11 protein-coding genes are annotated in these 12,680 nt (G+C 43.9%); 8 read left to right on the forward strand and 3 right to left on the reverse strand.

Annotated elements, in window-relative coordinates:
- Positions 1–2: 2 nt before the first annotated feature.
- A complete protein-coding gene (locus BN1546_RS23835) occupies positions 3–737 on the forward strand; it encodes a hypothetical protein (protein WP_058830871.1) in 735 nt (244 codons plus the stop codon).
- Between the two features lie 269 nt (positions 738–1,006).
- Here the strand turns inward: BN1546_RS23835 and BN1546_RS23840 are convergent, their stop codons facing one another.
- Entirely contained in the window at positions 1,007–1,222 is a 216-nt protein-coding gene (locus BN1546_RS23840) for a helix-turn-helix transcriptional regulator (RefSeq protein WP_016820733.1), read from the reverse strand.
- Positions 1,223–1,310: 88 nt separating this feature from the next.
- Here BN1546_RS23840 and BN1546_RS23845 point away from each other — a divergent pair, with 88 nt between their 5' ends.
- From BN1546_RS23845 to mobB, 3 genes are all read left to right on the forward strand, one after another.
- Positions 1,311–1,550: a helix-turn-helix domain-containing protein gene (locus BN1546_RS23845; protein ID WP_058711193.1), complete on the forward strand. Its 240-nt coding sequence runs from the start codon at positions 1,311–1,313 to the stop codon at positions 1,548–1,550.
- A 203-nt stretch (positions 1,551–1,753) separates the two neighbouring features.
- Positions 1,754–3,031 carry a molybdopterin molybdotransferase MoeA gene (glp, locus tag BN1546_RS23850; RefSeq protein ID WP_090738962.1) on the forward strand — a complete coding sequence of 426 codons (1,278 nt, stop codon included), beginning with the start codon at positions 1,754–1,756 and terminating at the stop codon, positions 3,029–3,031.
- Entirely contained in the window at positions 3,028–3,579 is a 552-nt protein-coding gene (gene mobB / locus BN1546_RS23855; RefSeq protein WP_025674559.1) for a molybdopterin-guanine dinucleotide biosynthesis protein B, read from the forward strand. Before glp ends, mobB begins: the two co-directional genes overlap by 4 nt.
- 8 nt (positions 3,580–3,587) lie before the next feature.
- Here mobB and xerS read toward each other — a convergent pair whose 3' ends face one another.
- Positions 3,588–4,688, reverse strand: a complete 1,101-nt coding sequence (gene xerS, locus BN1546_RS23860; RefSeq protein WP_090738963.1) for a tyrosine recombinase XerS — start codon at positions 4,686–4,688, stop codon at positions 3,588–3,590.
- A gap of 109 nt (positions 4,689–4,797) precedes the next feature.
- Here xerS and BN1546_RS23865 point away from each other — a divergent pair, with 109 nt between their 5' ends.
- The 3 genes from BN1546_RS23865 (at position 4,798) to BN1546_RS23875 (ending at position 10,247) form a co-directional block, all read left to right on the forward strand.
- A complete protein-coding gene (locus BN1546_RS23865; RefSeq protein ID WP_017427739.1) occupies positions 4,798–5,307 on the forward strand; it encodes a GNAT family N-acetyltransferase in 510 nt (169 codons plus the stop codon).
- A gap of 228 nt (positions 5,308–5,535) precedes the next feature.
- Positions 5,536–6,708, forward strand: coding sequence for a M20 metallopeptidase family protein (locus tag BN1546_RS23870; RefSeq protein WP_090738964.1), 1,173 nt, complete (start codon positions 5,536–5,538; stop codon positions 6,706–6,708).
- Between the two features lie 467 nt (positions 6,709–7,175).
- Positions 7,176–10,247, forward strand: coding sequence for a X2-like carbohydrate binding domain-containing protein (locus tag BN1546_RS23875; protein WP_090738965.1), 3,072 nt, complete (start codon positions 7,176–7,178; stop codon positions 10,245–10,247).
- Positions 10,248–10,586: 339 nt separating this feature from the next.
- On the opposite strand, the gene BN1546_RS23880 is transcribed toward BN1546_RS23875, so the two are convergent.
- Entirely contained in the window at positions 10,587–11,504 is a 918-nt protein-coding gene (locus tag BN1546_RS23880; RefSeq protein ID WP_090738966.1) for an AEC family transporter, read from the reverse strand.
- A 240-nt stretch (positions 11,505–11,744) separates the two neighbouring features.
- Here BN1546_RS23880 and BN1546_RS23885 point away from each other — a divergent pair, with 240 nt between their 5' ends.
- Entirely contained in the window at positions 11,745–12,656 is a 912-nt protein-coding gene (locus BN1546_RS23885) for a copper amine oxidase N-terminal domain-containing protein (RefSeq protein WP_040103624.1), read from the forward strand.
- The last annotated feature ends 24 nt before the right edge of the window (positions 12,657–12,680 follow it).

Here is a 12,680-nt window from a genome sequence, read left to right on the forward strand (position 1 = left end):
TAATGGAAGAGGGAAAGCGAATCCTAGCCACTCCATTGCTTGATGACAATTCACTTGGAGATTGCTCTTTCTTTTGTGAAAATCACCTAGTTGCGATTGAATTGTGGAAGCCTAAAAGCAATTATCACATCCCGCTTTTTCATACTTCTCATGGAAGATTTACAGTTCCCACCACCCTCCATGAATGTTCCGTAGGCTTACCCACTTTTTGCAATTTGGACGGATCTAATTTGGTTAACATCACACAAGTGGACAAGATCATTACGGGAGATTATGGAGGGGGGCAGGTTGTTTTTAAAAATCAAGACATTAAAGAAAGTATAAATTCAGCCAATTTATCTCGGTGGAAACAAATATATGCGGATGCAATGAATGCCGATAGAGAAATTCGTTATATTTTCGGATCGGAAATCAAGGTAGTGGGTAAGGCAACAGTGAGCGGTTTTTTTAAGGTAGGGAATATGCTTAGTGTGGATATGTGGGAACCTAAAAAAAATTACTATGTCCCGCGTTTCCACTCTGGAGATCGCTCTTATACAATCGGGCTAACCGCACAGGCTTGCAGGGAAGCTTTTCCGTATCTATATCCAGCTTATAAAGATACCCTGATAAATCTCGACTTGGTTTGTGAAATTGAGTCTAACGCATTTGGAGGGCTGGTACGATTCGAAGGATCTGACTTCACTTGCTCGATGTCTCATAATAAACTTAAAGCGCTTAAAAAACTGTGGAAATGACCCATGAAAATTCAGGGGTCATTTTTATTACCAGATTTAAATGAATAAGTCAATAATCAGTTAGACTAGGATAAGCCGGACGGGTTCGATTTAATTCGACATATTTCCCGTTTTTAATCATTTTCCATGTGATAAAATTGATTATGAAAAAAATAACAATCTTTTAAATTAAGGTGAAAACAATCTACATATAAGAAAAGGAGGGTGAAAGCGGGATATATATTGTAAATGCCGGCATGTACAAATGCCCCGAAGGAAATGCCTGTTTGTCAGGCAAGTTCCCACTCATATAAGTCCTCAGCTTTACACTCCAATATCCTAGAAATGAGGACTGCCGCCTCGAATGACATTTTGTCACGTCCCGCGATCCAGTTAGATATTTGTTGCCGCGAATATCCAGTTCGTCGGGCGAGCCATGATTGAGTGCGTCCATGAGATTTGAGCTCCTCTTTCAAAAGGCATTTCCCCCGAGTAAGTTTTTGCACCTTACTTGCTCCTAACAGGGGAAAAGTGTTTCGTTCAGAGTATACAGGTAAATTACTTTTTTATCAATTATAATGTGGAGTTGATTGGATGGTTGCAGATAAAAATGAAAATGTAACTTGCACTAGCTTTTATACAATAAAGATGGCACGACTCGCTTCAGGATATAGTGAGTTAATAGCTTGCAATATACTTGGTATGTCAATGAATGAATTAAAACATATAGAGGAAGATTCATCTGATTTAACAATAGCTCGAGCGCAGCAAATGTCCTCGTTGTATGAGGTTACAATAGATTCAATCTATTTCGGTAAAAATAATATAACCTAATATACGTAGAAAACAGACGTGATGACATGCAAAACCAAAAACCAAAGACTAAAATCTACCAAAAACAGCCGCGATACGATATTCAGGCTGTTTTTTGGCGGATAGAGACTTGCAGCAATCCAATAAATACCGTTCGGATTTGCCAGATAACGGTTTTAGCGTTATAACAGAAAGAGGGTATTTTAGAAGAACGGAGTGAGAACATGAATCAGACGCCATTAAATACAGAAAAATTCCAACGTAAAGCAGTTAAGGTGGAAGAGGCACAAAGCAGGATAGCTAGCTATGTTCAACAGGGCGAAAGGGAGGACGTAGGGCTCGAGCAAGCACATGGTCGCTATCTGGCAATGGATTTGACTGCGCCACATCCGTATCCCCACTTTCGTCGTTCTGGTATGGACGGCTATGCAATCCTTGCCTCGGACACTGAAGTCTGTTCGACTGGTCAGGAAATCTGGCTACATGTGATTGATGAAATTCCTTGTGGCACCGTATCGGACAAGCGGGTGGAGACGGGAATGGCAGCCCGCATCATGACAGGAGCACAATTACCTGAAGGAGCGGACACGGTGGTTATGCTGGAGGCGACACAGCTGCGTGAGGAAAATGGACAGACATATGTTGGCTTGAAGAAGCGTATGGAAGTTGGCAAAAATGTGACACAAATTGGTCATGAGATTAAGGAAGGTCAGCTTTTGCTCAGTAAGGGAACTTGTGTGGGAGCGGGGCACATCTCGGTACTGGCTACTTTTGGTGTACATCGGGTGCCTGTTTACAGGAAGCCAAGGGTGGCCGTCTTTTCCACAGGGTCAGAATTGCTCGCAGTGGATGAGCCGTTACAACCGGGGAAAATTCGAAACAGTAATACATATATGCTGGCTTCTCAAATTAGAGAGGCAGGAGGAGAGCCGTTCATTCTGCAAGCCATTCATGATGATTTGAACCTTGCTCGGGCTTCTGTCAGAGAAGCAATAGCTACCTATGATATCGTGGTTACGAGTGGTGGAGTGTCGGTGGGTGATTTTGATATTATGGGTGACCTCGTGCGACAGGAAGATGTGAATATGCTGTTCAACAAGGTTACGATGCGTCCAGGTAGTGTAACCACAGCCGCAGTGATAGACGGCAAGCTGTTATTTGCGCTCTCAGGCAATCCCGGTGCGTGCTTTGTAGGCTGTGAGCTGTTTGTACGTCCAACTATTCAAATGATGTTATCTTCGGTACATCCGTATTTGCAAACCTGGACAGCGAAGCTAGGAGCAGATTATACGAAGGTAAACAACTATACCCGCTTTGTACGCAGTTCTCTGGAGATACGTGGTGGACAAGTATATGCGATTCCTGCGCGAGTAGATGAATCCAGTGCCATGGTCACGATTAAGGACAGCGATTGTCTGATCGTAGTCCCTCCCACAACAGAAGGCTTGCGCGAAGGTGAAGAGGTGCATGTACTGGTGCTTCAAGGCGGACAGGTGACGTGAAAACAAAACATCCATTTGTATGTCAAATCGTCGGATTCAAAAATACAGGAAAAACCACCTTCCTCGGAGGTTTAATTCGTTATGTGCAGCAGTCAGGACTACGTGTAGCAGTGATCAAGCATGATGGCCATGAATTTGAGATGGATCATGAGGGAACAGATACGTACAAGCACCGACAGGCAGGCGCCGAAGGCGTAGCGATTGTTTCGGCAGGAAGAACAGCGATTTTAGAGGAACAAAGTCGGCCTGTGACCGGACTCATCCGGCATTTTCAGGCGTATGACTGTGTGTTGCTGGAAGGCTTCAAGCAGGAAAAATATCCGAAGCTGGTCATGGTGCGAGAACAATCGGATGCCCGACTTGTTCAGGAGCTGACAAATGTACAGGGAGTAGTAGTTTGGGAGTGCCATATGGATTGGGCTCAGGATTACTACTCAGATGAACAAACGGTGCAGATATATCCTGCCGATGCCAGCGACCCGGCAGGCCGCTGGTTACTCGAACAAATTCAGAGGCACAGAGCAGGATTCCAGACAGAGCAGGGCTGAGAGGGCCATTAATCGGCTGGGTCAGTCTGAGTCTCTAGCCGCCGTTCGATCGCCTGAGACATCGTTTTGTCAGTCAGGTGGGCATAGACTTCCGTTGTTTCAGTCGAAGCGTGACCCAGCTGTTCCTTGGTTTTGTAGATATCATTTTGTAAATAATAGTCAGTAGCAAAGGAATGACGAAGCTTATGAACGGTCAAATAGGGCTTGCCGAACCGCTTGGCGTATTTGATGATCATAGCTTGAATCGCTCTTTTAGTCATCCGTTTGCCCTCCGTACTGCCGTTGGGACGTGCGACAAAAAGAGCTTTTTCTTTTTTTGGAGCGCGATAACGGGTATGTCTTAAGGACAAATAAAGTGCGAGATCATCTTTGGACTGCTCGCGGAAATATACTGGCGTTTTAAAAGTTTCATCGTTATTTCCTTTGCGGTACACATACAGTAATTTATTGTTTATATCGAGATCATCCATATTCAAGTTGACGATTTCGGATACACGTAGCCCCGAGTTCAGAATAAGACTTGCGATACAGGCATCCCGCTCCTTGTTTAATTCATAGGAGTATAGGGCTTGCTTGTTATCAGCCAAATCTTGTCCGTAGCCTTCATAAATATAGCCGATAAATTCAAGCAGCTCTTCCTCTTCCAGTATTTTTCCTTTGAGCTTGGCGGCCGTATCCTTGGGTTTATGTACGCGCTTAATTTCGACTTTGGCCATAATATTGCGCTTGAGCAACGGATAAAAGTTTTCATCCTCAGCGATTTGACTCAAGTAATGAAAGAGTGAACGCAGGGACGACAACTTACGTGAAATGGTGATGCGGGAATTGGAGCCTTCGCGTTTGGTAGACAGGAACAAGCGAAAGCCTGTAATGCTATCCATATGAAGTGTCTCTAATTCTTCCAGCGTAACTTGGGCATTCGCTTCTCCGGCAGACAAGCCTTCCGAGCGAAGCCATGAAAAAAAAGCTTCGTAATCCCGTACATATTCCAGCAAAGTAGAGGGGGATAGGTCGGGAAGCTTGTAATCCATAAATTGCTGTACGTACCATGGCAGATCCGGCATCTTTTCATCCAGTTTGCGCCGGTCGATGATCTTTTGTATGTTCATAGGGTCCACCTCGTCCGGTCATAATACATGTATTTTAGCATATTTTGAACAGCACTGGATGGGAGTAATCAAAGTAAAGAACAAGCTGACCGCCAAGAGAGGTGAAAGTATGGGATATAATATCAAATCAGAATTGAAGCTGTCCATAAAGAGTGTACCAGAGTCGCAGAAGGACATTATTGTCCAACTCATGCAATTTTACTTATACGATTTTACAGCCTATCTGCGAATTGATGTCACTGAGAAGGGAACATTCCCGGCTTATCCAGACTTGTATCAATACTGGACGAGCGGCGAACAGAAGCTACCTTTTCTGATTTGGAGACAGGATATTCCTGTGGGCTTTGCACTCGTTGACCGAATGTCTAGCAATCGAGAAGCTGACTATTACATGGCTGAGTTCTTTGTACTTCGCCCTTATCGGCACAATGGTGTGGGTACATGGGCGGCTCATGAGCTGTTTGGACGTTTTAACGGGCGGTGGAAGGTGACGCAGATGAGCACGAATAGACCAGCCCAATCCTTTTGGCGCAAGGTAATTGGAAGCTATACGAATGGTGAGTATAGGGAGCAAACACATCCAGTACGAGGGAATATAAGTCAGTTTTTCAATACATGAAAAATTCATAATAGAAAACCACCAGAAAAGAGCCGAGGAGAATATTCTGTCGGCTTTTTTTGTTGTTAATTACAGTCTTCTATCCATAGATCGTTCCAATTAGAACCTGCATTGACACTATAAAAACGCAGGTATAAAGCTATTTGCTAATTCATATATAACTTATTGGAATCATCTATGGTAAGATAAGGATGTAAGTATATAAATTCAATAGGAAAAGAGGGTAAAATGCTAGAGAAGTGGATTCAGGAACTAAAAGATGGTGAACAAGAACTGATTGCATGGAGAAGACATCTGCATCAGCATCCAGAGCTTTCTTTTGAAGAAACGAATACATCTGCATTTATCGCCGATCAATTACGCTCTTTTGGTATTGAAGTAAGAACGAATGTCGGTGGAAATGGTGTGCTCGGTTTTTTAGAAGGTGGCCAGCCAGGTAGAACGATTGCATTTCGTGCCGATTTTGATGCACTTCCTATTCAGGATGAAAAGGATGCGCCTTATAAATCGACCGTTCCCGGTGTTATGCATGCTTGTGGACATGATGGTCATACGGCTGCGTTGTTAGGAGTCGCACGAGTGTTAAGCCGTCACCGTCAGACACTGAAGGGAAAGCTTGTGTTTATTTTTCAACATGCCGAAGAAAAACCGCCTGGCGGAGCCAAATTCATGATCGAGGATGGTTGTCTGGATGGGGTGGAAGCAGTATATGGTATCCACCTTTCCTCGGAGATCCCGCTGGGCAAAATCGGTTTAAAGAGTGGTCCGGCAATGGCTGCAGTCGATGCTTTCACAATTCAGATCAACGGCAAAGGTGGACATGGCGCCAGGCCACATCAGACAGTGGATTCCATTGTCATCGGCAGTCAGATTGTGAACGGATTGCAGCAGGTGGTGAGTCGCAGAGTGGACCCTATTGAATCAGCGGTGTTAACGATTGGGGTATTTCAAGCGGGTACTGCCTTTAATGTGATTGCAGATAAAGCCAAAATCGAAGGGACCGTACGTACGTTTAATAAGGATGTACGCAAGGAAGTCGAGAACGAAATTCGTAGTATCGTAAAAGGTCTGACGGAGGCTTATCATGCGGGATACGAAATTGATTATTTGAATGGCTATCCTGCACTGGTGAATGCCGAAGCCGAAACAGAACGGGTACGTGAGCTAGTCAGCAGGCTGTATGGGGCAGATGCTTTTATGGACTTGAAACCGGTCATGGGAGCAGAGGATTTTGCCTATTATCTAGAGCAACGACCTGGAGCTTTTATTCATGTGGGTGCACGTAATGAGGATGAACGAACGCATTTTGCTCATCACCATCCTCACTTTGATTTTGATGAGCGCGCATTGCTCATCTCAGGACATATTTTTCTAGCGTTGGCGCTTGAATATTTGCAATAATTATATTTTTTAATGGTTAGCCATAGCATTAACGGAAGCTCGAACCGCGCATAGCGCGGTTTTTTTGCTGTAAATCAAAGTATTTTGGCATCTAGATAGAATGAAAAATTAAGAAAATAATTCACTATATGAAAAATTCCTAATAGTAAATTATAAGAGGTATCAACGGTAAGGGAAAGCTTACTCTTATATTACAGGTAGTCAACCAGGAGATCCTATTACATTATCTTAATTTTTCACACAAGGAAAAGAGAAAAAGATGACGAATCTATTGAGCAAACATCCATGTAAGCGCTATCAATTGGATGTTGCATATCTATTGAATTACTGGAGGTGAGCTTGAAAGAACGCTCGTTTGATTGATGAATGGAATAATAACGATAGGAATGAATCCGCAATTGTCTGATTACTTTTAGCTCCAAATGGCTTACCAATTCAAATGATTACAGAGAAGGAGGTTGAATTCATTGACTAAGACAAAAAGCAGGTTGAGAATTGCATGTTTGGCGCTTGTAGTAGCGGGTGCTTCCTGGACAGGCATGATAGCACCCACTCATGCTGCTCCAAGTGACGAATATACTTGGAAAAGTGTCGTTACAGGTGGTGGAGGTGGTTTTGTACCTGGTATTATTTTTAATGAAACGGAAAAAGATCTGATCTATGCCCGCACAGATATTGGAGGAGCTTACCGCTGGAATCCTGCCAATGAAAGCTGGATTCCGCTGACCGATTCTGTGGGCTGGGAAGATTGGAACAAAAATGGTGTCGACGCACTAGCCACCGATCCTGTGGATCCGAATCGTGTATATATAGCTACAGGTACGTATACTAATTCCTGGGATAAACATAACGGGCAAATTATGCGCTCCACTGACAAAGGTAATACATGGCAGACTACGAAGCTTCCCTTTAAGGTAGGAGGCAATATGCCGGGACGCTCGATGGGTGAACGTCTGACAATTGATCCGAATAAGAACAATATATTATTCTTCGGAGCTCGAAGTGGTAATGGACTGTGGAAAAGCTCCGACTTCGGGGCAACCTGGAGTAAGGTGAGCGGTTTCCCGAATCCGGGGACGTATGTACAGGACCCTTCAAATGAATACACCAGTGATATTGTCGGTTTAGCCTGGATCACCTTTGACAAAAAAACGGGCTCTTCCAGCAAAGCAACACAGACCATCTATGTGGGTGTCGCAGACAAAAAGCAAAGTGTCTACCGCAGTACAGATGGCGGGACAACCTGGTCTGCTGTAGCAGGACAGCCTACAGGTTATTTGCCACATCACGGTGTTTTATCACCAGATGGAAACCTGTATATTTCTTACAGCGATGGAGCTGGGCCATATGACGGAACAAAGGGTGAACTATGGAAATTGAATACAGCCAGCGGACAGTGGACTAACATTAGCCCCGTTGCCAGCAGCAGCGCAGACAATCATTTTGGGTATGGTGGACTGACGGTGGATGCCCAGAAGCCTGGTACCCTTATGGTTGCAACATTGAATGCCTGGTGGCCGGATGAAACGATTTACCGCAGTACTGATAGTGGAGCAACCTGGAGCCCTATTTGGGAATTCGACGGTTACCCGTCTCGTAAGCTCAAATACAATCTGGATATATCCGGTGCGCCTTGGCTGACTTTCAATGCCAACCCTGCTCCGCCAGAAGTATCGCCCAAGCTAGGGTGGATGATTGGAGATCTTGAGATAGATCCATTTAACTCAGATCATATGCTGTATGGCACAGGAGCTACGATATATGGCTCTAAAAATCTGACCAATTGGGACAAGGGAGATAAGCTGGACATCTCGGTAGCCGCTAAAGGGATAGAGGAAACGGCGATTTTGGATCTGGTGAGCCCTCCTACTGGAGCTCCTCTAGTGAGTGCAGTGGGTGATGTTTCCGGATTCAGACATGATGATCTGTTCAAGGCTCCCGCTAAAATGCTGGATAATCCAACCTTTACAAGCAGCGAAAGCATTGATTATGCCGAGCTGAACCCTTCTTTTATGGCTCGGGTGGGTAAAGCAGACTATAAAAAAGATCCAAATGCCAAATCCATCGGATTTTCCAATGATGGCGGAGCAAACTGGTACAAAGCAAATAGCGAGCCTTCTGGTACAGCAGGAGGAGGCAGCATCGCTGTTGCGGCAAATGGTAATGGATTGCTGTGGAGTACATCGGACAAAGGTGTATTTTATTCCAAAACCGGAGGAAACTCATGGACAGCAAGCACGGGAATACCAGCCAATGCAAAGATCGCCTCTGACCGAGTAAATCCTAACAAATACTACGCGTTTGCTGCTGGAAAAATATATGTAAGTGTTGATGGAGGCGCATCCTTTACAGCATCTACAGTTACTGGTTTGCCAAGTGTAGGGAATGCAGATATTGGTGCTGTACGAGGAGCGGAAGGGGATGTGTGGTTTGCTGGAGGCTCCGAGGACGGAGGGCCATACGGCTTATGGCATTCCAAGGATTCAGGTGTTACATTCACCAAGCTTGATCATGTACAGGAGGCGGATTTTGTAGGCTTTGGCAAAGCAGCACCCAATCGCACCAATGCAGCAGTGTTTATCGTTGGTAAAATTGACGGTACACGTGGATTCTATCGCTCGGACGATACTGGCGCAAACTGGGTACGCATTAATGATGACAAGCATCAGTATGCTCGTGTGACCACCATTATTGGGGATCCTCGGGTTTACGGACGTGCTTATCTGGGAACGAATGGGCGCGGCATTCTGGTGGCAGATCGTGTAGGGGGGGATCAGCCTTCGACCGGGCAAGCAAGTATTACACCGACAGCTGCAACCTATGGAGTGGCTAACGGCAATAGCGATATTACTGTAAAGCTTACACTTAACGGTAATACACTAGATGCGATCAAGCAAGGGAGCGTGACACTGAGCAAAGGTGAAGATTATACGGTTAGTGGAGAAACAGTCATTCTTACCAACAAGTATTTATCTAAACTTCCCAAAGGAGAGACAACGCTTAACTTCCATTTTAGTACTGGCAATGATGCGTTGTTCACGATTACGGTAAAAGGGGATACGCCAAGTGAGCCGGGAACAGGCGAGGGCGCTCTGAAGGTGCAATCTTTCAATGGGAATATATCTGCAACAAGTAATACGATCAGCTCCAAGTTTAAAATAACCAATACAGGAAGCTCACCCGTTTCCCTAGCAGACGTGACATTGCGTTATTATTACACCATTAACGGTGAGAAATCGCAGAACTTCTTTACAGATTGGTCAAGCATCGGTACAGAGAATGTGATTGCTAACTTCAAAGCGTTAACCAATGCAAAGCCAAGTGCAGATTCTTATGCGGAAATTGGTTTTAGGTCGGCAGCGGGTTCTTTAGAGCCTGGTCAGAGTGTTGAGCTACAAACCCGGATATCCAAAGCGGATTGGAGCAATTATACACAGACTGATGATTATTCCTTTAACCCCACAGCAAACAGCTTACAAGATTCTACTAAAATAACCGCTTACCTGTCTGGGATCAAGCAATGGGGAATTGAGCCCTAAATCTTCATAAAAATACTCTAAAGTCAGCCACTCTAATGAGCGAGCTGGCTTTATTTTTTGAGGAATTAGTTCTCCTCATTCTTATCTAAAAATAAAAGAAGCTCAAGTTAAAAACAGCAATCAGCAGGGGTTTGAATTCAAACACATAACTATTTTACTATATGAAAAATTCATAATAGAAAAAGATTCCTTCTTGCATACCATCTCCGTCAAACAAACACACCACATTAAACAGAAAAAGGGTAAAACACGAACTCTTGTTCCCTTTTTAATTGAAAAGAAACGCTCCTGTCCACAGACAAAAAGCGTCATAAATCAAGTTTATATTTATCATACACCTCAAGTAAGATGACGGGATATTGAAATTAACAGGGTCATCGTAATGACATTCACAATCGTAGAAAGTAATACTGTCTGTGCTGCAAAATCAGGTTCATTTTTATATTCTTCCGCCAAAATACTTGTATTAACGCCGGTAGGCATACCTGACGCAATGAGCAATGCTTGAGCGGGAATCCCCTTAAGACCTAGGAAGAACACGAGCATAAAACCAACTATTGGACCTGCAATCAGGCGTAATACCATACTGATATACACGGCTGTCCGGCGCAAATGAAAAGGGTACTGCACAATTTGTGCTCCCAAAGTAAGTAGAGCCACTGCGACCATCGAATGGCTAATATAGTTTAGAGGCTCAGCCAGCAAATTAGGCAATGGACTGTGCAGTAGATTCAGGAGCAAGCCCAGCACAAGCGCGTAGGGCACAGGCATTTTCAAAAAATTAATTAAAATTTTTCGTGTATTGGCCTTACCATTTTGTACAACAAAAGTACCGTATGTAAATGTAACAAAGCTTTGAAAAGTCATAATCAGAGCTTGGACGGAAATAGCCAACGGATCACCTTTAAACACCAACTGATTAATTGGTAGACCATAATTTCCTGAATTATCAAGCATTACACTATTTGTAAAAGCTCCACGCATGCCGGGGCTGTATTTCAGAGATCTGGCAACGGTAGTGCTGATTACGTACAAAATAGCTATGTACAAGGCATAAAAAAGTGAGACTTCACCCATGACGATTAAAGAAATTTCAGAGTTATAAAGACCGGTAAACACAACTGCAGGGGTGATATAGTAAAAATTAATTTTAGCTAAGGTATACAAATCCAGTCGGAAATAATATTGCATGATACAGCCAAAACCGATAAGGACAAAAATAGGTAAAACAACGTCTAAAAGAATGGTGCCGAACATGTCTGTCTCCTCTTCTTTCTATTATGCGAATGGAAAGGTTAATCTTTAAAATGCATTTGCATTTTCCATTATACTGTGGAAACAGATTCGCGCATAATAAAATTTATTATATTGGATTAGCCATCAGCCCCTAAAAATGCAACACTAGAAAAAAAGAGCTTCATATTTAGCTTATAGTAGCCGTTAATATATGTAGGTTACATTTAAACCTGGTCTTTTACTATAAGGAGGAATCGCATCATGAGAAACACATGGACAGCATTATTAGCGTGTATACTGGTCTTGGGACTGGCAGCGGGAACCGCCGAAGCCAAGCAGGGGCGCGGAAATGGTCAGGAGAACAAACAGGAAGCAAAGGCGTCTGATAAAGACCGGAATGAAAAGAGCAGCAAAAAAGATAAACACGACGAAATCAAAAAGAATACCCCTGTTGCAGTAACGGATGATACATACGGGGAGTCCAAAGACCAAAAAGGTCGCAAGGGACACAACGGGTACAATGGTCTGCTTCAAGCGGTAGAAAATACAAAAGATAAGCCGGCAGGAGCGGTTATTGCGAATCTGTTGCTTACAAAATACCCGGAACGTTTGACCCCGGAGCAGGTAACTGAACTTGAATTGATCCGAAATTCTGACACAGCACTAACTAAGGCTGCAGAGCTACTAGCTGAAAACGGAAATGTAACAGATGCCGTTTACATGCAGGAAGAGGCAGTATTGGCTGATGTGTCCAATCTGGAAAGCTACAAAAAGCTGGATTTATTCTCGAGGAAGGCTGGACGGTCATCAGGTATGAAGCTGTTCGTGAATGGTGAAAAATACGATGCCGAACCGATTAACCGCAATGGCACCACACTTGTTCCGTTTAGAACAGCTTCCGAAGCTCTGAATGCCAAGGTTTCCTGGGATCCGAAAGAAAAGGCTGTTACTGTCACGCGTAACGGTGTGTCCGTCAAATTATTCGTGAATAGCGCCAAAGCCTACATTAACGGCCAGCCATATTCTATCGAGCAGCCAGCATCCATAGTGGATGGAACAACAATGGTACCTGTAAGGGTAATCGGAGAGGCTTTGGGAGCAAATGTTAAATGGGAGCCTGAGAGCCAGTCTGTTGTTGTATATGAGCAGGCAACAACATCTGAAGCATTATAACGTGCTGTCAACAAAAATGGTGTA

The sequence above is a fragment of the Paenibacillus sp. Mc5Re-14 genome (genome assembly GCF_001049835.1).
Lineage (GTDB): Bacteria > Bacillota > Bacilli > Paenibacillales > Paenibacillaceae > Paenibacillus > Paenibacillus polymyxa_C.

Bases quoted from the DNA above. Each gene is read 5' to 3' on its own strand.
- BN1546_RS23835 (WP_058830871.1), top strand. From the start codon at position 3: ATGGAAGAGGGAAAGCGAATCCTAGCCACTCCATTGCTTGATGACAAT.
- BN1546_RS23845 (WP_058711193.1), top strand. From the start codon at position 1,311: ATGGTTGCAGATAAAAATGAAAATGTAACTTGCACTAGCTTTTATACA.
- glp (WP_090738962.1), top strand. From the start codon at position 1,754: ATGAATCAGACGCCATTAAATACAGAAAAATTCCAACGTAAAGCAGTT.
- xerS (WP_090738963.1), bottom strand. From the start codon at position 4,688: ATGAACATACAAAAGATCATCGACCGGCGCAAACTGGATGAAAAGATG.
- BN1546_RS23865 (WP_017427739.1), top strand. From the start codon at position 4,798: ATGGGATATAATATCAAATCAGAATTGAAGCTGTCCATAAAGAGTGTA.
- BN1546_RS23870 (WP_090738964.1), top strand. From the start codon at position 5,536: ATGCTAGAGAAGTGGATTCAGGAACTAAAAGATGGTGAACAAGAACTG.
- BN1546_RS23880 (WP_090738966.1), bottom strand. From the start codon at position 11,504: ATGTTCGGCACCATTCTTTTAGACGTTGTTTTACCTATTTTTGTCCTT.
- BN1546_RS23885 (WP_040103624.1), top strand. From the start codon at position 11,745: ATGAGAAACACATGGACAGCATTATTAGCGTGTATACTGGTCTTGGGA.